At 55.4% G+C, this 23,371-nt stretch carries 12 protein-coding genes and 3 tRNA genes; 6 read left to right on the top strand and 9 right to left on the bottom strand.

Annotation, left to right across the window (positions count from 1 at the left end):
- Window positions 1-21: 21 nt before the first annotated feature.
- Window positions 22-1,935, top strand: coding sequence for a bifunctional diguanylate cyclase/phosphodiesterase (locus G403_RS0100745; RefSeq protein WP_027852299.1), 1,914 nt, complete (start codon window positions 22-24; stop codon window positions 1,933-1,935).
- A 12-nt stretch (window positions 1,936-1,947) separates the two neighbouring features.
- Window positions 1,948-2,613 (top strand): transglutaminase-like cysteine peptidase, encoded by a 666-nt coding sequence (locus G403_RS0100740; protein ID WP_027852298.1) that lies wholly within the window; start codon window positions 1,948-1,950, stop codon window positions 2,611-2,613.
- 58 nt (window positions 2,614-2,671) lie between these two features.
- Here the strand turns inward: G403_RS0100740 and G403_RS21650 are convergent, their stop codons facing one another.
- Window positions 2,672-9,322 (bottom strand): retention module-containing protein, encoded by a 6,651-nt coding sequence (locus G403_RS21650; RefSeq protein WP_027852297.1) that lies wholly within the window; start codon window positions 9,320-9,322, stop codon window positions 2,672-2,674.
- Between the two features lie 385 nt (window positions 9,323-9,707).
- On the opposite strand from G403_RS21650, the gene G403_RS0100730 reads away from it, so the two are divergent.
- The 4 genes from G403_RS0100730 to G403_RS0100715 all read left to right on the top strand — a co-directional run bounded on the left by G403_RS0100730 (window position 9,708) and on the right by G403_RS0100715 (window position 11,296).
- A tRNA-Asn gene (locus G403_RS0100730) sits at window positions 9,708-9,783 on the top strand.
- Window positions 9,784-9,806: 23 nt separating this feature from the next.
- Window positions 9,807-9,882 (top strand) — tRNA-Asn (locus tag G403_RS0100725).
- A gap of 7 nt (window positions 9,883-9,889) precedes the next feature.
- Window positions 9,890-9,966, top strand: a tRNA-Pro gene (locus tag G403_RS0100720).
- 64 nt (window positions 9,967-10,030) lie between these two features.
- Window positions 10,031-11,296 (top strand): glycosyltransferase, encoded by a 1,266-nt coding sequence (locus G403_RS0100715; RefSeq protein ID WP_027852296.1) that lies wholly within the window; start codon window positions 10,031-10,033, stop codon window positions 11,294-11,296.
- Here the strand turns inward: G403_RS0100715 and G403_RS24245 are convergent.
- From G403_RS24245 to G403_RS21630, 8 genes are all read right to left on the bottom strand, one after another.
- Entirely contained in the window at window positions 11,287-14,259 is a 2,973-nt protein-coding gene (locus G403_RS24245; RefSeq protein WP_051298306.1) for a PAS domain-containing hybrid sensor histidine kinase/response regulator, read from the bottom strand. The two genes, G403_RS0100715 and G403_RS24245, sit on opposite strands and share 10 nt — an antisense overlap.
- Before the next feature lie 132 nt (window positions 14,260-14,391).
- The gene (locus tag G403_RS0100705) at window positions 14,392-15,294 is read right to left on the bottom strand and encodes a LysR family transcriptional regulator (protein WP_156899613.1); all 903 of its coding nucleotides are present in this window, start codon (window positions 15,292-15,294) and stop codon (window positions 14,392-14,394) included.
- The gene (locus tag G403_RS21640; protein WP_051298304.1) at window positions 15,291-16,961 is read right to left on the bottom strand and encodes a dipeptide ABC transporter ATP-binding protein; all 1,671 of its coding nucleotides are present in this window, start codon (window positions 16,959-16,961) and stop codon (window positions 15,291-15,293) included. Before G403_RS21640 ends, G403_RS0100705 begins: the two co-directional genes overlap by 4 nt.
- Entirely contained in the window at window positions 16,958-18,196 is a 1,239-nt protein-coding gene (locus tag G403_RS0100695; protein ID WP_036231949.1) for an ABC transporter permease, read from the bottom strand. Before G403_RS0100695 ends, G403_RS21640 begins: the two co-directional genes overlap by 4 nt.
- A complete protein-coding gene (locus G403_RS0100690) occupies window positions 18,196-19,386 on the bottom strand; it encodes an ABC transporter permease (RefSeq protein WP_027852293.1) in 1,191 nt (396 codons plus the stop codon). The genes G403_RS0100695 and G403_RS0100690 overlap by 1 nt, the downstream gene beginning before the upstream one ends.
- Before the next feature lie 102 nt (window positions 19,387-19,488).
- A complete protein-coding gene (locus G403_RS0100685) occupies window positions 19,489-21,543 on the bottom strand; it encodes an ABC transporter substrate-binding protein (RefSeq protein WP_036231946.1) in 2,055 nt (684 codons plus the stop codon).
- Window positions 21,544-21,567: 24 nt separating this feature from the next.
- Window positions 21,568-22,284 (bottom strand): HAD family hydrolase, encoded by a 717-nt coding sequence (locus G403_RS21635; RefSeq protein WP_084403876.1) that lies wholly within the window; start codon window positions 22,282-22,284, stop codon window positions 21,568-21,570.
- Window positions 22,281-23,102: an alkaline phosphatase family protein gene (locus G403_RS21630; RefSeq protein ID WP_051298301.1), complete on the bottom strand. Its 822-nt coding sequence runs from the start codon at window positions 23,100-23,102 to the stop codon at window positions 22,281-22,283. Before G403_RS21630 ends, G403_RS21635 begins: the two co-directional genes overlap by 4 nt.
- Between the last annotated feature and the right edge of the window lie 269 nt (window positions 23,103-23,371).

The following is a 23,371-nucleotide window of genomic DNA, read 5'->3' as shown; positions in this document are numbered from 1 at the left end:
TATCGAGAAGGGAGTCAATCGATGACACTGGCGAAGCAGCTGCTGTTGCTCGTATCGGCCATGTTCCTCGCTATCTTTGCGATCAACTTCTACACGAGCCTCAGCAATATACGCGACTACCTGCAGGTCGAGTCAGAGGTACACGCCCAGGATACGGCCACATCCCTTGGGCTTTCGCTCAGCCCCTACATTCTCGATCAGGACGACACCATTCTTTCAACGATGGTGAACACCATTTTTGACCGGGGATACTATCTGGAGATCCGGCTGGAGAATATTGATGGCGACACTTTAGTCCAGCGCACCAACCCCAAATCCTTTGACGACGTACCCACCTGGTTTACTGATCTGCTACCCATGCAAACGGTTACCGCCAGCTCTGAAATCGACGCCGGCTGGGTTGTGGGCGGCGAAGTACACGTCACCATCCACCCGGGCCTTGGTTATCTTAAGCTCTGGCAACAGGCCCGCGAGTCATTGATCTTTGCCTGCATAGCGCTGGCGATCTTTATCGGCATCCTGTTCCTTCTGATCCGCCTGGTCCTGCGACCGCTTAAGCGCATTGAAAGCCAGGCCCTGAGCATCGCCGATGGCCGTTTCGAGACCATAGAAAAGCTGCCTTGGACTACGGAGATAAAAACCGTCGCCCACGCCATGAACCTGATGTCCAACAAGATTGAGAGGGTTATCACCGGCCTCAACCAGAAACTCGAAGCGACCGGCAAGCGACTGCGCGTTGACGAGCTGACCGGTCTGGAAACCCGCAGTACCTTCGAAACAGAGATGAAAGAACGCTTCATGTCCCGGCAGCAGGGCTATGTGTTCATCATCCGCATCCATGAGCTGGGCGAACTGGCGGCAAAGAACAGCTCCGAGCGTGTCGATACATTTATCCGCGAATTCGTCCAGCAGATTCGGGCGGGGCTCGAGGATCAAAGTGCCAATGGGCAGTTTCTATACCGAATCGTGGGTTCGGAGTTCATTCTGATTTCCGACTCGGCTGACCAAAAAAGTGCAGAAGCTCTGTGCGAGAAAATTCTTAGTCGCCTTGCCCAGCTGGGCAAACAGTATGATCGAGAAAATGTCGCGCATATCGGCGGCGTCGCCTTTGATCCGCAGGGCACTACCGCCGCTCTTGTATCTGCAGCGACGGAAGCCTACGAAAAAGCCCGTCTGATAGGCCAGAACAGTTTTGCCATCACCGAGTACAGCGCTAACACGCGCAGTATGGATGAGTGGAAAAAACTGGTCGCCGAGATCGTCGACAACAAACATGTCAGAATCGATTACGGTATGCAGGCTTATTCACTTGCCTCCAGGAACGAGGACAAACTCATCATTGAAGAAGCGATGTCCAAGGTCTTCGATTCTGATGGAGAAGCGTTACCGATCGGCACCTTTATCTCCGTAGCCGAAACACTGGGACGCATCGTTGAGTTTGACCTGCATATTGTGAAACAGGTTCTGGAGCGTATCCGGGTTGATAATGTGGCCCAGGATATAGCCGTCAACCTTTCGTTCACGACATTGGCCGATAACGAGTTCCGTCGCCAGGTCTACGCTTTGCTTCATGAGCATCCAGCGCAAGCCGCTCACTTGGTCTTCAGTGTGACGGCCTATGGCGCGACCCGGAACATGCCGGCGTTCGCCAGCTTCATCGAGTTCGCCCACCGCGCCGGGGCCAAGGTTATTCTCAAACGCTTTGAAAGCCGGTTCATCCCGATGAACGACCTTAAATCGTTCAAACTGGACTACATCCGTCTGGCACGGATCTATACCGAGCATATCAGCAGTGACTCCGAGAAACGGCGTCTTGTGGAAGCGATGAAAGAGCTCGGCGATCTGCTTAACGTTAACGTACTGGCCGAAGCAGTCGAGTCGGACGCCGACTACGAAGCGATCCGGGAAATCGGCCTGACAGCGGCAAGCCGGTAACGGAGTGCACTCATGAAGGGCCTGATACACCTCGCCCGGGCACTGACCCTGTCCTGCTGGCTAGTCGCCGCTTCGGCGCTATGTCAGTCCGCGGTCGCAAGCAACCTGGTGGAGTTCAGCCCCGGGCTGCTAAACCGGGTTGAAGCTAAGTTCGGCAAAGGGGCCGTATTGCGACTCAACGCACTTAAAAACCTGGTTGAGTCCAATCAAAACCTGAGCGAAGCGGAGAAGGTTAAAGAGGTAAATGACTTTTTCAACCTCATCCCTTACTACACCGATATTGTTCACTGGAAGGTGAAAGATTACTGGGCCACACCGTTTGAGAAGCTCACTACCTATGGCGGCGACTGTGAAGACTACGCGATCGCCAAGTACTTCACGCTGCGGGAATTGGGTATCCCCGATGACCGCATGCGGATTATGTATGTCAAGGCGCTGAACTGGGGCGAGGCCCATATGGTGCTGACCTATTTCCCCGAGCCTCGCTCAATACCGTTGGTACTGGACAACCTGAATCCACAGATTCTTCCGGCGAATCAACGCAAAGACCTGGTTCCGGTCTATAGCTTTAATGGCGATGGGCTTTGGCTGGCCAAAGAAAGGGGCACGGGTCAACGCGTGGGGAGTTCAGGAAAGCTAGGGCTTTGGACCGATTTGCAGAGACGCATTGCCAAGTGAATTGCGGACACTAAAAACCCCCTTCAAGTTAACTTGAAGGGGGTTTTCTTTGGCACTTTTACTCAGCCGGGTTGGTATTGTTATCCAACAGAACGGTCACATCCATATCAAACTCAGAGGAAGCTACCGGTGTTGCATAGTCACCATCGGCGTCGGTGATATGGCCACTGATACCCAGGTCCACCCCTTCGACGTCCACGTCTGTGTACCCATCTGCCGAAACGCCGATAACCTTTGAGTTGCCATTTATCCCGGCGACAGTCAGATAGCTGATGGTATCCCCACCCGATGCCGCAACTGTAGCCTCGTGAGTTCCTGCAGTGATAGTCGAAAAATCTACCGTATAGGTACTACCCACTTGGTTGTTATCGCTATCAAACGCTTTTACTTCTATAACCGCATCGGTCGACTTCTCTAACAACGACACGCTTGCACTCGTTATCTTGGCCCCCAGGAAATCCACTTTCATCACTTCATTGGAGTTCGCCTGAATGGTGTTGCCATCCACGCCAAACCCATCGGAGCTACCGTTGACCGTACCACCGTTGTAATCAACAAGCCGAGCGACAATATCTCCCTGGTTATCCTCAATATCGAAAGCAGACAGCGGGCCTGTTGGCTGGCTAACCGACTCAGCCAGCCACTCAAAGTCCACTTGCTCCTGTATCGGATCCAATAGCTGATCCAGGGTGACTTCATACTGGTCAGTGTCGAGTAATGCTTCGACAGTAACGACGGCTCCCTGGCTATTGGATCCTACAAGCTCATCGACACCATCATTATTGGTATCCTGCAGTGACCAGGTCAGTGTTTCACCACCCGATTTCAACTCAACCGTTGCACCGGTGTCGGAGCGGGTCGTCGTCACATTAGTGCTGAACACCAGCGATCCAAAACCATCCGCCCCGAAGCTGACTTCCAGGTCTCCGGTTACACTGGCGTTCAACGCTTCACTAATCTGAGCATCCGATGTATTCAGCACTGCCGGCACATCGTCATTCACATCAACGGTCAATGTCGTTGTCGGCAGCGAACCGCTGGGTGTGTTGCCATCATCCGCTTCCAGCGTGAAGGACAACCCGATATCCGTACTGCTGGCCTCGCCATCACCCGAGTGCATCAGGGCCTGATAGAGCGTAAATACATAGGCAGCGCTGGTCGTGGTAGCCCCTGTGCTGGTTGAAGAAAGGGTCACGGTAAAGACGGTTTTGTTACTCTCATCCACAGCGACAAGCTTGGTGCTGGTACTCTGTGAAGCATCAAAGCTCACCGTATCACCCGAAGCTGTCTTCAATCCCGAGGGCAAAGTCTGGCTGGATGCAAAGTTAACGCTGACCGAATCACCATCTAGATCAGTTACCGTTACAGTCCCACTATCGGTGGCTTCATCTACCGGCGTAAGCAGTAGATCGTCCTCATCAACCAGCAATGAAGACATCTCTCCAAACTCAGGGAGATCATTGACCGACCCCACATTCAGCGTCACGGTTGCCCAGTTACTCTGGCCTCCATCGCTGTCCTGCATCTGATACTGGAAGCTGTCAGTGCCGTTGAAGTTAGCGGCAGGATCGTAGGTGAAGGTGCCATCCGCAATGTTCATCACCACGGTGCCACCGCCATCGGTGGTCAGCGTCAGCGTGGTCTCAGCCTGGTTCAACGCACCACCGGTGCTGTCCTGGCCGTCCTGACGGATACCCACGATGGTGAAGTCAGACGCCGTATCTTCCACATCGTGGTCGTCCTGGCTTTCACCGCTATCAACCTTGCTGAACACGGAGCTGGCAGAGAGGCTGCCATCTTCGCTCAAGCTGTAGCTATCGTCCACGGCCACCGGCAGGTCATTCTCCGCACCCACATTCAGCGTCACGGTCGCCCAGTTACTCTGGCCGCCATCGCTGTCCTGCATCTGGTACTGGAAGCTGTCAGTCCCGTTGAAGTTAGCGGCAGGATCGTAGGTGAAGGTGCCATCCGCAATGTTCATCACCACGGTGCCACCGCCATTGGTAAACAACGTCAGGGACGATGGATCCTGCTGAGAGCTGCCACCACTTAAATCGTTGGCGTCCTGACGAATTCCAACAATCGTGAACTGGCTCGGACTGTCTTCAACATCATGATCGTCAAGGTTTTCGCCACCATCGACGCGGGTGAATACCGAGCTTGCACTCAGAGGTGTGTCTTCCGTTGTGGAGTATTCATCGCTAACGGCCGTAGGCAGGTCATTGATCGGCGTTACATTGATATTAACGGTGGCAGTATCGGTGCCGCCGTTCCCGTCGCTGATGGTATAAGTAAAGCTATCACTACCGTTGTAGTTAGCATCCGGCGTGTACTGCAAAGAACCGTTGCTACCCACGGTCACTGAACCGTTGCCCGGCTGAGTGAAACTGGTCACCGTCAGATTATCCCCATCGGGGTCGCTGTCATTGATCAACACGCCGACCGGCTCGATGATCAGTGCAGTATCTTCTTGGGTGGTGTAGTTGTCATTAACCGCATCGGGTCCATCATTACTTGGGTTAACGGTAATAGTCACCGTCGCCGTGTCGCTACCGCCATTGCCATCGCTGATGGTATAGGTCAGTGTGTCGGTGCCGTTAAAGTTGGCATCCGGGGTATATTGAAGCGACCCGTTGCTACCGATGGATACTGAACCGTTGGCCGGCTGCGTGTAGCTGGACACGGTCAGTGTATCCCCATCAGGATCACTGTCGTTGCCCAGGATACCCGCCGCAGCGATCGTCAACGTCGTATCTTCGCCGGTTGTATAGCTGTCACTAACGGCATCAGGTGCATCATTTACCGGATTCACAATGATTGTAACGGTAGCCGTATCGGAACCACCGTTGCCGTCACTGATGGTATAGGTCAGCGTATCGGTGCCGTTAAAATTGGCATCCGGGGTGTATTGAAGCGAGCCGTTGCTACTGATTGTCACCGAGCCGTTAGCGGGCTGGGTGAAGCTGGTAACGGCCAATGTATCCCCATCCGGGTCATTGTCATTGACCAGAACACCCACCGGCGCAATATTCAGCACCGTATCTTCGTTGGTGGTGTAGGTATCATTTACAGCGTCCGGAGTATCGTTGGACTCGGTGACATTAATAGTCACCGTTGCCGTGTCGCTACCGCCATTGCCGTCGCTGATGGTGTAGGTCAGTGTGTCGGTGCCGTTGAAGTTGGCATCCGGGGTGTATTGAAGCGAGCCATTACTACCAATTGTCACCGAGCCGTTAGCGGGCTGGGTGAAGCTGGTAACAATCAGCGTATCGCCGTCCAGGTCCGTGTCATTACTCAATACACCGGCCGGTGCGATTGTAAGCACCGTGTCTTCGCTGGTCGTATAGGTATCGTTCACCGCATCCGGACCGTCATTCACCGGCGTCACAGTGATACTCACCGTCGCGGAGTCCGAACCGCCATTGCCATCACTGATGGTGTAGGTCAGCGTATCGGTGCCGTTGAAATTCTGATCCGGGGTGTACTGCAGCGCACCGTCACTACCTATTGTCACCGATCCGTTGGCTGGCTGGGTGAAGCTGGTTACGGTCAACGTATCGCCGTCCGGGTCGCTGTCGTTTACCAGGACACCAACTGGCGCAATGGTCAGAACCGTATCTTCGTTAGTGGTGTAACTATCATCCACCGCATCCGGCGTATCGTTGACGGATGCTACGTTGATCGTAACGGTCGCTGAATCGCTTCCACCATTGCCATCGCTGATGGTGTAGGTCAGGGTATCGGTACCGTTGAAATTTTCATCCGGGGTGTACTGCAGAGATCCATCGCTGCCAATAGTCACCGTACCGTTGGCCGGTTGAGTGAAGCTGGTAACAGTCAACGGATCACCATCCGGGTCACTGTCGTTACCCAGCACACCTACCGGTGCGATGGTCAGCGGCGTATCTTCGGTCGTATCGTACGTATCATCCACAGCATCCGGCTGGTCGTTGACGACACCGACATTGATAGTCACTGTCGCTGTGTCTGTGCCGCCGTTACCGTCACTGATGGTGTAGGAAAAGGTTTCGGTACCGTTGAAGTTCTCATTCGGCGTGTACTCCAGGGAGCCATCGCTACCGACCGCCACAGTACCGTTAGCCGGTTGCGTGAAGCCGGTAACGGTCAGCGGGTCACCATCCGGGTCGCTGTCGTTACCCAAGACACCCGCCGGCACAACGGTCAGCGGCGTATCCTCAGTTGTTTCATAGGTATCATCGACCGCATCCGGCGAATCGTTAACCGGTGTAACGGTGATAGAAACCGTAGCCGTGTCCGTTCCACCGTTACCGTCGCTGACTGTGTAAGTCAGCGTATCGATACCGTTGAAGTTTTCGTCTGGCGTATATTCCAGTGCACCGTTGGCACCCACCGTCACTGAACCATTGGCCGGCTGAGTGAAGCTGCTGACGGTCAGAGTGTCACCGTCTTCATCACTGTCGTTATCCAATACGCCCGAAGGCACAATGGTCAAGACCGTGTCTTCAGCTACTTCGTAGGCATCATCAACCGCTTCCGGCGCATCGTTAACCGGATTTACGGTGATGGCCACGGTCGCTGTATCGCTCCCACCATTGCCATCGCTAATGGTGTAGGTCAGCGTATCGGTGCCGTTGAAGTTTTCGTCAGGAGTGTATTGAAGCGCGCCGTTCGCGCCAAGCAGGACACTGCCGTTAGCTGGCTGAGTGAAGCTGGTGACGGTCAGGGAGTCACCATCGACATCGCTATCATTGTTCAACACACCGGCAGGCGCGATGGTCAGCACTACGTCTTCGTCAGTGGTGTACGCATCATCGACCGCATCAGGGGCATCATTAATCGGATTAACCGTGATCGCTACGGTGGCTGTATCCGTTCCACCATTGCCGTCACTAACGGTATAGGTCAGTGTATCAACACCGTTGAAGTTAGCGTTCGGCGTGTATTGCAGTGAGCCATCAGAACCGATGCTAACCGTACCGTTCGCCGGTTGAGTAAAGCTGGAAACCGTCAGTGTATCGCCGTCCAGGTCGCTGTCATTGGCCAGGACGCCGGCAGGCGCGATAGAGAGTGCGGTATCTTCATCCGTTGTATAGCTATCATCCACCGCTTCCGGGTCGTCATTGACCGGGTTAACGGTAATCGTCACAGTGGCTGTGTCCGTGCCGCCGTTACCATCGCTGATGCTATAGGTCAGTGTTTCGACACCGTTAAAATTCTCGTTCGGCGTATACTCGAGTGCCCCGTCACCGTTGATGGAAACAGTCCCATTAGCAGGTTGGGTAAAGCTGGTAACTGTCAGCGTATCGCCATCGACATCGCTATCATTCGCCAGCACGCCCGCCGGAGCGATAACTAACGCGGTATCTTCGTCAGTGCTGAAAGCATCATCAACTGCATCCGGATCATCGTTTATTGGGTTTACGGTAATCGATACAGTTGCCGAGGCGGTTCCACCGTTACCGTCGCTCACGGTGTAGCTGAGTGTATCGACACCGTTGAAGTCTTCATTCGGTGTGTATTGCAAAGAACCGTCGGCACCAATGCTAACAGTGCCGTTGGCAGGCTGAGTGAAACTGGATACGGTCAGCGTATCGCCATCCAGGTCGCTATCATTGGCCAACACCCCGGAAGGAGCCACGGTAAGCACCGTATCTTCGTCGGTGGTAAATGCATCATTAACAGCAACGGGCTCGTCGTTGACCGGATTTACATTGATGGTCACGGTGGTTGACGAGGTGGCACCGTTACCATCATCAACCGTGTAAGTCAGCGTATCTACGCCGTTGAAATTTGGATTGGGCGTATATGAAAGCGTGCCATCCGGAGACAAACTAACCGATCCGTTGCTGGTCCCGGTAAAGCTAACAACCGTCAACGGGTCACCATCCGGATCGGAATCATTGCCAAGGACGCCCGGCGCAACAATTGTTAACGTCGCATCTTCATCGATGGAGAACGTATCCGGTGCCGCAACCGGTTCACGATTTCCAAGGAGCGACTCGTCGTTAATGGTATTGAGGTTCCCGTCGCCAAGCCCACTGGTCCCATAACCTGCGGTCGGATCAACCTCCTCACCGGTGCGATTTAATGTAACAAAGCTTGAGCCTTCATTGCCGGCACCACCGCCAGCACCAGCTCCGGGAGCACCCGCTGCGGTGGCTTCACCAACCGCTGTCGGGTCCTGGCCGGCAAGAATTGCGGCCTGAATAGCATCGATGTCGGAGAAAGAATCCTCAGCCGATACTGCTTCTGAAGGATCGAACTGATCAGCCGGAGTGTATGTGTCAGACGAGGCCAGCCAGCTCTGTCCGTTCTCCAGTACTACCGGACGACCAGACTCCATCGCGAACTCAATGCGCGCATCCGGCCCCGTGCGAACCACCTCGTCGGCACGGATAACATCACCGGCAAGAAGCACGCGCTCAGTGCCGTCCGCTGCGACAGCAACGACCTGCCCCGAAACAGACGTGACCGTGCCAATCACATCGCCGGAAGTTGACGGCTGCGCTGTTTCAGCCCCTGTCGAGGCTATCCACTCCTGCCCCCCGTTCAGAGCGACTGTCTCGCCGTTCTCAAGCGAGATCTCAACTCGGGACGTGCCGCGAACCTGGACGACGTCGCCCATCATAACCGCGTCACCCAGCGACAACTCACGTTCGACCCCATCACCGGCAACGGCGATGGTAGTTCCACTCAAAAAAGATACTGTACCGATAACGTCCGACATGACCCACCTCGACTGCTTGAGTTGAGGGCTCGACCGCGTCTCTGGTCCAGCTTCCATGTCGGGCGAACTCATAAGATATAAGTACGAACGCACGCCCCTTAAATGAATTAAAGCAGTGAATCGGCGTTAGGTTATTGGACCAAAGTACACCCCTGTTACATCTTTTAATGCGGAGCGGCTCCGACAGACACAAGCTGCCGCCGGTTTCATTGATTCTTTGCCTCAGGCTAGAGGCTGCTTGGCCCAAAATTCCGAGATGCGTCCCCTTACGTAAGTCATTATTTGATCAGGAATTAAACGAAATTCCACGACAGAAAATCTTTTCCCGTAAGCGCTTGACGCGCCTGGGGCCGGTCATTAATATACGCGTCCTCGGTTGAGGTGTTCCTCGATAGCTCAGTTGGTAGAGCAGTAGACTGTTAATCTATTGGTCGCTGGTTCGAGTCCAGCTCGAGGAGCCAACCACCTTACCGAAACGGGATATTCCTCGATAGCTCAGTTGGTAGAGCAGTAGACTGTTAATCTATTGGTCGCTGGTTCGAGTCCAGCTCGAGGAGCCATCCCCGTCGGAGTGTAGCGCAGTTTGGTAGCGCATCTGGTTTGGGACCAGAGGGTCGGGGGTTCGAATCCCTCCACTCCGACCATCTTTATCTTTCTTTATAACCACCCTCATAACACGCCCTCTATGCCTGGGTTGGTTGATTCATCATGAACATCCTCGTTATCGGCTATGTCTGGCCAGAGCCCGCCTCCAGCGCTGCTGGATACCGCATGCTCGCCCTGCTTGACGCCTATCGTCGCCAGAACTGGCAGGTCACCTTTGCCAGCCCCGCCGAGAAAAGCACGCATCGCGCCAACCTCCCGGCCCTCGGTATCTCCGAAATCAACATCGCACTGAACTGCTCAAGCTTCGATGACTTTATCCGTGAACTGCAGCCCGATCTGGTGATGTTTGATCGCTTCATGATGGAGGAGCAATTTGGTTGGCGGGTAGAAATGTGCTGCCCTGATGCAGTACGCATACTCGACACCGAGGATCTCGCCAGCTTACGATATGCACGCCAGCAGGCCTGCAAGCGAACCGGACAGGTTCAGATGGATGTGCCATTAGAGCTCCTGTTTTCAGAGCACGCCAAGCGCGAAATAGCGGCTATTCTACGAAGTGACCTGTCCCTGATGATTTCCGGTGCCGAAATCGATCGCCTGAGGACTGACTTCAACGTTGACCCTGCTCTGCTTCTGGAGCTTCCGTTTATGCGGCCTCCGGTCACTGCCGAGCACAAGAAACGACTTCCTGGATTTGAAGAACGTCAGCACTTCATCGTCATCGGCAATTTCCGCCATGCCCCCAACTGGGATGCCATGCTCTGGCTCAAGCAGACGATCTGGCCATTGATCCGTAAGCAACTGCCGCAGGCCGAACTCCATATCTATGGGGCCTACCCGCCACCCAAAGCAACCCAGCTCCACAACCCCAGAGAAGGTTTTATGGTCAAAGGATGGGCGGATAACGTAAACGATGTGATGCAGCAAGCTCGAGTTAACCTCGCCCCACTGCGCTTTGGCGCCGGACTTAAAGGCAAGTTAGTGGACGCACTGGCCTGTGGCACGCCGTCAATCACGACATCGATCGGGGCAGAGGGGATGAACGGGGCCGATAGCTGGCCACAACCCCTGGCGGACTCGCCGGAACAGTTTGCCACACTCGCGGCATCACTCTATTGCGAAGCGAGCCAGTGGACCCGTTACCAGCATCAAGGTTTTGAGCTACACAACGAACGCTTTGCCATCGACCGGCACGAGAAGACTTTGATTGAGCGGATCAAGCAGTTACGAGAGAATCTGGAACCTCACCGATTGGCTAACTTCACCGGAGCCATGCTGCGCCACCATAGCATGAAGAGCACCCAGTACATGGCGCAGTGGATCGAAGCGAAGAACCGTCTTCTGAAAGATCAGGACACTCACTCTTGAGCCAGCAGTTCACGCTGCACGCGTTCTGCCTCACGCGCCCAACGTCTGACTAAAGCGACAAAATCATCGGCTTCCTCAGACGTTGGCAAGCTGCCGGCCTTGAGCTGCTTTTCAAGCTCAACAGCTTCCACAGCCAGGGCTTGCATCCCCAGCGTCCCCCCGACACTTTTCAACGAGTGCACCGCACGCTGGTCATCATCCGACTCACAGCGCTCGGTCTCAAAATCGAAGTGCCGATAGGTATCCGCATATACGGAGAGCGCAGCAGCCAGTAACGCCTTGTCTCCTCCAACCATCATCAGTCCGCGCTTAACATCAATGGTTTCGTCATCAATAGTGGTACTGGTATCCGAGACCGGAGCTTCAGAGTCAACAGTCGACCCGCTCATACCCGGCAACCATTGGCCAAGTACCGCGTCCAGGCGTTTCGGCTCTATAGGTTTCGCCAGATGGTCCGTCATCCCAGCTTCAAGACACAGACTGACCTCCTCAGCAGAGACATGTGCGGTCATCGCGATAATAGGAGGACAGGCGTCACCCAGCTCCTCAATAGCTCGGCGAGCAAACTCGCGCCCATCCATCACCGGCATCTGAATATCACTTAGCACCAGATCGAACGACCCGGCACGCAGCTGCTCCAGCGCTTGAGCACCATCACCTGCCAGAGTCAATGACGCCTGGTAGGGAGCCAAGAGCCCTGCAATCACCTCCTGGTTTATCTGATTATCTTCCACCACCAGGATTCGCCGACCCGTCAGTTCGACCGGCTGTGGCGGCGGTGCGAGCAGAGCGCTTTTCGTCACAGCAGCAGTCGATTGCGGGGCTCCCTCCGCTTCAACGGCATCAACGCCGGCGGTCTCAAAAGGCAACGAGAAATAGAAACAGCTACCCTGGCCGGGTGCCGACTGAACCTGAATCTCTCCCCCCATCAGCTCAACGAGCTGTTTACTGATTGAGAGCCCCAGCCCGGTTCCCCCATATAGCCGGGTGGTCGAATCATCGGCCTGGGAGAAGGGTTTAAACAGCTTTGCTTTCTGCTCCTGCGAAATGCCGATGCCGGTATCGATGACGTAGAAGAAAACCTGGATACACCCGTCGCCCTGCTCGGCCCCCATCCGCACGGAAACACGCACCTCCCCACGCTCGGTAAACTTGACGGCATTGGACAAGAGATTGAGCAGCACTTGACCAACCCGAACAGGATCGCCTCGGACCCGTTCGGGAATCCGCTCATCCCAGTCGGTCAGGATGGGGACCGTTTCCTGTCTGTCGCCTCTGATTGATACGCTGTGCACCGCATCATCGACCAGATCGCGCAGGTTTACCGACGTCTGTTCGATCCCCAGCTTACCCGACTCGATTTTGGACAGATCCAGAATGTCGTTGATAATCGCCAACAGGCCTTTCGCAGCGCGCTCTATCTTGCTCAGGTAACTCCGGGTATGTGGAGTAGACTCGTCTCTAAGGGCCAGATGAGTAAAGCCGATGACCGCGTTCATCGGCGTGCGTATTTCATGACTCATATTGGCCAGGAACTGGCTCTTGGCACGGTTGGCCTGATCGGCCTTGGCCTTCTCCTCCTGAAGTTGTCGCTCAATCGCTTTCTGCTCGGTGATCTCCGTGCGCACAGAAATGATGGATTCCAGCTTACCGTCCTCCCCCATCTGCGGAAAAACCGTGGCAGACACCCAATATAGGCTGCCATCCTTACGTCGATTACAGACCTCGTTAGTCCATACCTTACCGGCAAGGGCCGATTGCCAAAGCTCGGCAAAAAAGCCAGGGGGATGGAAGCCGGAGTTAATCACTCGATGGGTTTTACCAATCAACTCCGATTCATCAAACCCACTGACTTCACGAAACTTTTGATTGATATAGGTGATCACCCCTTTGGCGTCCGTGATACTGATGATCGCGTGCTCATCCATGGCCCGCTTGAACATCGACAGGGTGCTGTTCAGCTGCGCCGTGCTTTGCTTCTCCCGGTTGAGCTTTCGGGTGTACAGGACGATTTTGCCAGTAATCAGTGCGGCCAGAGCCGCGATTAATAAGAGCACATCGCGATAGTATCGCGCACTCATCGCATCCAGCTGGCGCTCGAACTCTTGCTTAAACACGTTATCGACAAACCCGTTTAAATCCATGAATCGGGTCGCCAGGTAGAAAAGTTCCGTACTATCGAGGTCCGACTCCTGGCGTAAAGCCCGTTTTAGCGCATTGATCAGCTCGATTTCGCTTCGCAGGGCCACATCTTCCATGCGATGTAGCTGATCGGTCACGGTAGGAAGATCCTCCGCCAACCGGTAAAGGTTACGATGATGAGTGGGGCTTAGCTCCTCAACCTGCTCGATTTTCGAGCGCGCTACCGCGGCCCAATCGGGGGCAAGATTGACCATGTAGGCAGAGATCGCCCCTCGCATCTGCCCCAGTAACTCATGGTATTGTTTACTTTGATGAATGATGTAGCGAAGTGCCTGCTCGTCCCGAGCGGTCAGCATGGATGCCGCCGGAATCAGCGGCTCACTCAGCAGATCGAGAATCGTACCGATTAATTCGGTATGCAGCTGGAAATCGCGAATGGGATCAGAAACACCGGTCTGGCGGGTGCTTTGTGTCAAATCTCGAACCTGCCGCAGCACCGATTGGACTGCCGCATTTTCACGGTAGACTCGGCCTGCCTGAAGCGTCCTTTCATCAAGCAGTTGATCGATGAACACCAGTTCCTGGCCAACCTTGGGATCACCCTCCCCCTGAATCGCCCTCAGCCCCCGACGCAAAGCCAGATGCTCTGTCAGCACCGACAGATTATCGGCATTTTCCAGCTGCAACTGAACCTCTCGCAGCTGGTTTAGACGCCAGTTGGTAACAAGCAAAAACAGGATACACAGGCCCAGCAGAAGGGACAGCAAAAAAGATGCGACGTTGGTTAACCGACGCTTACCGGGGTTTGTGATCTGGTCCAATCCAATACCTGCTTACAAAGCGAGGGGAGGACGCGCCAAGGTCTCAACTCGCCATTGGAAATCAGGAGGGAGATTTATCACACACTCCCGGGAAAGGACAGTAAATTATTGTCGCAAATGTCGCACATACCGCTAACGCCTTGATTCTATAGCCAGCCCGACAAAGTGCTGAACTTCAGGCAGATGCGTGCGTGATTTCAACCAGACCAGATGTTCGTGAACCTCGAATGCCGCCTCTTTTACCGGCACGGCTCTGTAACGCGCATCATCAGATCGGATATCGTGGCTGAGAGCAAAACCGACACCCAGCCCGTGGGCCACTGCTTCACAAATATCCGCCCTGACATTCATCAGAATGTTGGAGGTAGGAAAAAGCCCAGCCCGGGCAAATACCTCATTAACCCGTTTCTGCGTGAACGACTCGTTCCGTGAAAAAATCAGCGCTTCATTGGCCAACTGATGGACACTCACACTCGACTCGGCGGCCAACCGGTTGTCAGGATGAATAACCGCGACCAGTTGATGGGAATGGAACGCCAACCGCGACAAGCCGGGCTCCGAATCCGGTAACGGAAACAGTCCCAAATCCACTTCGCTCGCGAGTACCAGATCACGACACTCATCGGTGGTGCCCGAGGTAATTTTCAGCGTGGAGTCCGGGTAAGCCTGGCTAAAGGCCGTGATTAACGGCATGAATACCAAAGGTGACGCGGTTGCCAACCTCACCTCCAGCGGGCGCGCATCCCATGGCGGTGCAATCAATGACTGAATCGAAGACTCGAGATCCCTGTACTGCCGCGTAATTCGATAAAGCTGCTGGCCCAGATGGGTGAGCTTGATGGTTTGGTTAAAGCGCTCCAGTAGCGGGATATCGAAGCGCGCTTCCAACTTACGAATCTGAGCCGTAACCGCTGGCTGGCTGACACCGAGATAAAGCGCTGCCCGCGAAAAATTGCCTTCCTGAACCGTCGCATTAAATGCGCGTATCTCCGTCATCGATAGCCCGGGAATCCAATGATCTGAACCGTCACTCACAACGTCACCAACAGATCTTGACGTCGGGGTGCCTCAATCACCGGTATCGAAGCGATCAGGGATTGGGTGTAGATTTCCCTCGGTTCCAGGAAAATCTGGCGCACACTACCCTGTTCCACCAGCTTTCCATGCTGCATCACACAGATATGATCGCAGAGGTTGGCGACGACGCTCAGGTCGTGGGAAATAAACAGGATTGTCAGGCCCAATTCGTCGCGCAGTTCACGCAAAAGCGTCAGAATCTCCGACTGGATCGAAACATCCAGCGCAGCAACGGCCTCGTCGGCCACCAGGAATTGAGGTTCGCAAATCAGCGCCCGTGCGATGCTGATGCGCTGACGTTGTCCGCCCGAAAAGGCGTGGGGGAAACGGCGTAGATGCGATGTTTCGAGATGACAGCGCTGCGCAGCTTCGATCACTTTGCGGTCTATCTCTTCGCGGGATTTGCAGATTTTCATCGCCTCCAGGGGCTCAGCGATGATATCCCGCACGGTCATTCGTGGATTCAGGGAGCTGTACGGGTCCTGAAAGACAAGCTGGGCCACACGGGCAAAACGGCGCCGGTCGATCCGACCCTTTCCAGTAAGACGCAGCGGCGGGTCGGTATGGTATACCACTTCACCGCCGCTGATCGGGGCCGCACCCAACAACGCTTTACCCAGCGACGTTTTTCCCGAACCACTTTCGCCCACCAGGCCGATAATCTGCCCTCGGGGTAGCTCCAGCGAGACCTCTGGAACGGCCAGGAAAGCTTCCGCCTTGCGCCTTCCAGACTGCGGATAGCTGATCGAGAGCGCGTTTATCGAGACCAGGGGGGCCGGGCGCTCCGTGGGCGGCTGAGGCAGATCGTTAAGGTGCGGTAGCGCATCAAGCAGCTTGCGGGTGTAGCCGTGCATCGGCGCATGAAGTACCGCCTGCGCGTGCCCCTGTTCCACCATTTTGCCCCGCTGCATCACCGTAAGGCGGTCCGCTACCTTGGAGATCACGCCCAGATCATGGGTGATAAACAGTATCGCCATACCCAGCTGCTCACGCAGCTCCATCATCAGTTCCAGCACCTGCGCCTGTATGGTCACATCCAGTGCCGTGGTCGGCTCATCAGCAATCAGCAGCTTCGGCTTGGTGGCCAGCGCCATGGCGATCATCGCCCGCTGACGCATCCCACCGGAAAGCTCAAACACATACTGATCAAACCGTTTTTCCGGCTCACGGATGCCCACCCGCTCAAACAGCTCGATGCCGATACGTCGCGCTGTTTGCCGGTCATGACCCAGATGCAGGCGAATTGTCTCAACGATCTGGTCACCGATGCGGATGGCCGGGGCAAAGCTGGCCATCGGCTCCTGAAAGATCATCGAGACTTCACCACCGCGAACGATTCGCAGATCGCGACCACGCAACTTAAGCACATCCACACTCGGGTCACGATGGAACTGGATTCGGCTCTGCGCCTGTATCCGCGCATTGCCGGGATTCAGGCGCATCAGGGTCTTGGCGGTGATCGACTTACCCGAGCCGCTCTCACCGACCAGCCCCATCACCTCGCCCGGCTCGATGGTCATATTGAGGTGGTCAACCGCCCGAATAGTGCCTTCCGGCGTTTCAAAGTCCACCGTCAGATCGTTAATTTCCAGTAATGGCATCGCAGGCTTACTCTGTAGTTTCATCGGTTGCGCTCCGAGTAAGGGTCTGCGGCATCGCGCAGGGCGTCGCCAACAAATACGAAGGCCATGATCAGTGCGACAAACACCACGACCGGGAAGTACTGCCAGACCATATTCTGCTGAATATCCGGGTCCTGCGCCTTCTGCAGCAACACCCCCAGACTATTGACCGGTTCGGTCAGACCCAGCCCCAGAAAACTCAGGCTGGTCTCGGCCAGGATGACGTAGGGAAAGTTGATCAGCGTATCCACAATGATATAACTGGAAAAGCTGGGTACCAGATGGCGCCAGATGATCCGCCCGGTGGAGGAACCACACAGCTGCGCCGCCAACACATAATCCTGATTACGCTCCACCAGGATATGGGTGCGCAGTCGCCGCCCCAGGGTGGCGAAATCCAGCGCCCCGATTACCACGGCAATGGCGAAGTAACGCTGAACCGGGGTCAGATCGATCTGTGACAGCGCAACGGCACAGGCAAGATAGATCGGTATCGGCGGTATCACCCTCACCGCCTCCGTGATACTCATCAGTACCGTATCAACACGCCCCCCGAAATACCCACTGACGCCCCCCACCAGCAGGGAGGTAAAGAGCTTAACCACCAGCGCAACCACGGCGATACTGATTGTCACCCAGATCGCGTGCAGCGTCCGGCTGAAGACATCCTTGCCATCCTCATCGGTGCCCATCAGGTGAATCTTGCCCTGCTCCACACCGAATAGATGTAAGCTTGAGCGGATATCGACACCCAGCCAGCCAATCTCCAGCAAGCTGTACTCCCAGTCGCGAACAAAAAACTGCAGGTAGCGCCGCTGATCGGTTTGCTCGATGAACTTGTTCTGTGTCGAGGCATTCAGTGCACCGCTGGAGGTGAGCTTATCAAGCGCATTGAGATCACCGCCGGCCAAGGCGCTCAGATCCAGCTTGGGACGTTCTTTCACATAGGTGTAAACGAAGGGCCTGAGCGAACAACCGTTACTGTCACAGAAATGAACCGCTTGTGGCGCACCGCGCCGGTAGTCCGGGTCTGCCCCTCGAATCGTCGGATCCACCGGGGAAAAGAAGGGTGCGAACAGCCCCAGAAGCACCAGAGCCAGCAGAACAATACCTGCGACAACACCGGTGGTTTTCTTAACGAAACGCGCCTTTATCAGGGCAAACTGCCCCGCCGTGTAGTAAGACTCTTCATTTTGGCCTGTGGCCGAGCGGCGCCACTTGCCTATCCATGTCAGCATCACTGCCCCCCCGTCGACATCACACTGCGGCGGACCCGCGGATCCACAGCGGCCAACACCACATCGGTCACCAGATTCATGCCGATCACCACCACTGCCACCAAAAACAAAATGCCGGCCGCCAGCTCCTGATCGTTGGTCATCGCCAGCGCCTCAATCAACAGCGCCGCAGCATCGGTCAAGCCGATCACCACCGCAACGATGGGCAGGTCGTTGAACACCCGCTGAAAATCGAACCCCACCGAGTTGAACAGCGGACTGATGGAGTGGCGCACCGGATAACGGGCCCAGAGCGAGAAACCCTCGATGCCACGAGCGCGTGCTGCTTCCACGTACAGCTTGTTGGACTCATCCACCACCAGCGCCCTTACGGTCTGCAACTGCAACGCGGTGGCGGCCCAGCCGATAACAAAAATCGGCAACCAGATATGACCCAGAAAATCGGTCAGCTTGCCAAGCTGGAAACTACCATCGACAAACCAGGGCACATTGCGCCACTGATCGGAGAACAACCCGGTGGGCGTCGGCTCTCCGGCAAACACATAGAGCAGGATAATGGTGAGGGCCAACAGGAAGTTCGGCAGTGCCAGCCCCAGGTAGCTGATAATCCTCAACTGCAGATCAACCAGTTTGTTGATGCCCAGCAGCACGGAGTTGCGCATTCGCTGTCCGGGCGAGTTCTGGGGATTACGATCAACCCAGGGTTTGTTGAGCACGTAAGCGGACAGAATGCCAAAGGGAACAGCGATCAGGTAGGCCAGGAACAGTCCGGCCAGGCAGAACCCCAGGCTCATCCAGAAGCGATCCCCCAGAGCCAGATTCACCGACTGACGCTTGGCACAGCTGAAACCCAGATCGCCACGCAACGTCAGGTCAGTGACCCAGTTCAGCCAACGTTGCACCATCGGCTGGTCCAGCCCCATGCGTGCCCGCTCCGCATCGATCATGGCCTGGCTGATCACCTCACCCTGAGTGTTTTTGTACGCCATGTACTTTTCCGCACAATCGCCGGGCAGCACCTCCATCAAGCCGAACACGACAAAACTGACCAACAACAGTGTGATCAACGCCATCAGGTAACGGTTGAATACGTAGTGAAAATAGTCACTCTGGCGTGCGGCAAGCCACAGGCCGCCGCCGGTCAAAAGTAACAGCCAAAACAACCAGGTGTTGGCAAAAAACGCTGTCATCTCTGCTATCCGTTCAAGATTTACACCGCTGCGCTTCTGGAAACACCACCGCAGATGATGCTTGCAGAAGCGGGCGCCACGAAGGCGCCCGGTCGAATGCCCTTACTCGCTCAAGAACCACTGCTTGGGCTGGTAGGGGTAGCTCCAGTAGTAGTCGTAGGAGGCGGTTTTCTGAACGTTGAAATTGTTCAGTTTGTTGTTGCGGTAGATGGGGCTGACCGCCTTAACCGTGCCGATAATGAACAGATCGTCAACGGTGCGCTTGGCGATCTCCAGGCCGACCTTCTGAGATTCATCGCTGCCCAGTTCGAGTGTTCCAAACTGCTCGGCCAGCGCTTTCATGTCATACACGGTCTGCGGCGGCTGAGTACCCTCTTTACCCTCGGTGCTCAGGTATTGAGCCCACTCCATCCCGGTACGCAGATCGAAGAAGGTGCCATAGGGCGGCAGCAGCCAGGCCGGGTCGGTTGCCAGGGTGAACTGCGGGCTGCCCATGTTCCAGACCATGACACTGAGGTCGTTGGCCGATTGGGCGTTGCGGTACTCATCACTGGTCACCTCTTTAAGGCTGGTTTTCACACCGACCTGGGTCCAGTTGTTGGCGACAATTTCCACCACTTTTGTGGCGACGCCCTGAGTCGAGTACTGGATATTAAGCTCCAGCTTCTTACCGGATGGCAGGTCACGCATACCGTCGCCGTCCTTATCGACAACACCGGCCTGGTCCAGCAACTGAGCGGCCTTGGCCACATCATGCTCGGTCCAGGCAGTCTTCACCGCTTCGGTGATGAATGGTGCGGTATCGGCATCGAAGGCGGTGTACTGAGCTGGCTTACCCAGTCCGAAATAGGCGACCTCGTTGATCTGAGCTCGATCGATCGCTACCGACATGGCCCGGCGGAAGTTAACGTCATTGAATACCGCCCGGCGCTCACTGTCCTTGTCGGTCAGGTTAAAGGCGAAGGTGGTCATGCCGATGGTCGGACGCAGCGCCACGTCATAGCCGCCCTGCTCGCTGTTCTCCAGCAGAACCGGCGCTGAAGTCAGGTTAACCGCCTGAGTTTTATAGTCGATCTCCCCGGCGATCATCTTGGCGCTCTGGATATCCTCATCCCCGATATACACTTCGTTGATTTCGTTGATATAAGGAAGTTGATTACCGGCGGTGTCCACCTGGAAGAAATAGGGGTTAGCCACCAGACGACGCCCTTCCAGGGTATCCTCAACAACGATATGAGACTCAAGCGTCGGTGCTGTCGCTGTAAAGCCGGCATCGACCAGCTTCTGAGCTTTCTCCGCATCCTTGAGTATCGGGGTCGGCACATCTTTCCAGTCAGACTGGCCGTAGTAGAACTTGACCACCTCATAACCGTTTTCAAAGCCCAGCGACTGAGCCAGTTTGTCCGCTTCCGGGTTCAGCGCCGGATGGAACTGGCCAATCAGGTGTTTGGGTTGAAACGGCTGCGCGAAATCAGATGCAAACATGGCGGTCAGACCCGGCTTGGGCACATTGAGGCTGAAACGCACGGTGGCCGCATCCAGCGCTTCCACCTTCATCGGCTTACCCGCGGACAGGAAGCGCGCTTTGGGTTCCTTGATCACATGGGTATCGAGGACCAGGTTCTCGTACCAGAACACGATATCTTCAGCGGTGAACGGCTTGCCGTCGGACCATTTATGACCTTCACGCAGCTCCAGCGTCAGTTCGGTGTAGTCATCGTTCCACGACCAGGACTTGGCCACATTCGGGACAACGGTGCTCAAGTCATCGCTAAAGCGCAGCAGGTTTACATGACGGATGGAGAGCAGGTCCGATGTGCCGGACTCGGTCGCCTTGGAGATACCATCCAGAACGCCGCCATAACGCCCCACTTCGGCGTAGGGCACCACCACCAGCGGCTCCGCCGGCAAACGCTCTGCCAGCGGGGCAAGTCCGGGGTTGCCGGCGATCCGCTGGTTCAGCTGACCAATCACCGGGTTTTCACTGAAGCTCATTTCACATGAGTGCTTCGCCTCGAATTCATCCTTTTCGAACACGTGCGGAAACTGGCCACCCTGCTCGGGACCGGTCAGGGTCGGGCAGGCCGCCAGTGCGCCACCAGCCATAAAAGTGGCGACACCAGCTGCGATACTTTTCGCAAGGAACTGCTTGTTCATGCTTGTCTTCCTGTCTTAGCGGTTTCAGGGATATAGAACTGTTCCACTGGGCTGCGACTCTTCAGCGCGGTAACCCACACTTTCGATATCGTTCCAATGCATAACCGGCCACCCCCGTTGCCTGGCCACAGCGGCCAGCCTGGGATCGGGGTTGGCACAGAATGGGTACTCGACACACTCGAGCAGCGGGAGGTCATTGATCGAGTCGGAGTAAAAGCGAGCGTTTTCCAGGGAGTAGCCGGTTTCCTTCAGCCAATCGAGAAGCCTGTGAACTTTGCCGTCCCGGTATGTCGGTATGCCCTGGATTGCACCGCTATAACGCTGGCTCTCATCCACTTCCAGGTTGATCGCCAACACATCATCCACGGCCAGTGCTCGGGCCACAGCCCGTACCAGAAACTCCGGCGTTGCGGAGATAATCAGTGGGTGACGCCCCACTGCACGCTGATGAGCAATCAGGGAGTGCGCCTGAGGATAGATCCGATGCGCTATACAATCGTCCACAAACCGAGGCATCAGCGCGTTCACCTGGTCCACATCGAGTTGCCGCAGCGGTTTGAGCATAAAAGCCACGTACTCCGGCATCGACAACGTCTCGTCGGCATAGCGCTGCATCAGCTCCTGCTCCCGATCGACGAAAGTGCCGTCAGCTAACCCGGTATCCACCATAAAGCGGCAAAAGAGCGACGCCGTGTCGCCCCGAATCAGGGTTTCATCCAGATCAAAGATCGCCAGACTCATGCGCCTACCTCCCTGATCAACCCACCCAGATCAGCGTTGTCACACTCCCGTATACCGAGCAACGTCAGGACCAATGGGTAAATATCGGTCTGCCGTATGCCATTGTGAGGCGCCTGACTAAACCGCTCACCGATCAGGTACAGCGGTACTTCGCGCTCTTCAGGCAAGGTGCCGCCATGGGAGCGATCGTTGTTCATGCCATGGTCGGCGGTAATCACTATCCGATAACCGTTGGCGATCCATTCCGGCAGGTAATGGGAAAGTGTCGCATCCGCGTGGCGGGCCGCATTGCGGTAGGCGGAACTATCAAATCCAGCCTTATGACCGGCATCATCGATATTCATGGGGTGAATCAAAAGGAGGTCCGGATCATGTCGCCGACGCAACCATTCCGCATCAAGCAGCAGGTGGTCATCGGGGTAGTGGTCCCGGTGATAAAAGCAGCCATATTGGATTGGCAGCTCGGGCGCCTCGGTAAACCGGTCACGCACCGGATCATAGGGTGTGCGGTTGTAAAGTTCCGAGATCCAGTGATATGCCGCAGCAGCAGTGATCAGCTGGGCAGAGCGAGCCCGGTGAAACAAGCTCTGCTGGGTTGAATTACGCGTAATCCCGTTGTGGCTGATGCCACTGAGCACCGGTGTTACACCGGTAAGAATCGTTTCGTACAGCGGCCTTGAAAGTGAGGGTAACTCGCACTCCAGGCGATACAGTCGAGCGATACCCTGTGCAGTCAAAGCATGCAAATAGCCCATACAGGTGCTGGCGGTCTCGTAAGCCAAGCCGTCGAGCACGACCAGAATCACCTTGTTTTTCATACTCACCTGCACCGTTGATAATGAATGGTGCACAGGCTAATGAAATGACATTTCCGAATCGTGACGGCTAAAAGATGAGTTGATGAACGAACAACCGAAACTCTTTAGGGCGAAAGAAATTCTTATAACGAACTACATAAATGAAATATTCCAATCGCAATACACAGGCCCCTTACGCGGCACTCCCGGGCTACAACTTGGCATCCTGGTCAACATTGGATAGACTCGCCGATCCACTGCCCTTTTAAATACGTACCGGACGGATTTCG

This window comes from Marinobacterium litorale DSM 23545 (genome assembly GCF_000428985.1).
Taxonomy (GTDB): Bacteria; Pseudomonadota; Gammaproteobacteria; order Pseudomonadales; family Balneatricaceae; genus Marinobacterium_D; species Marinobacterium_D litorale.
This window is presented reverse-complemented; position numbering and strand designations above follow the sequence as displayed.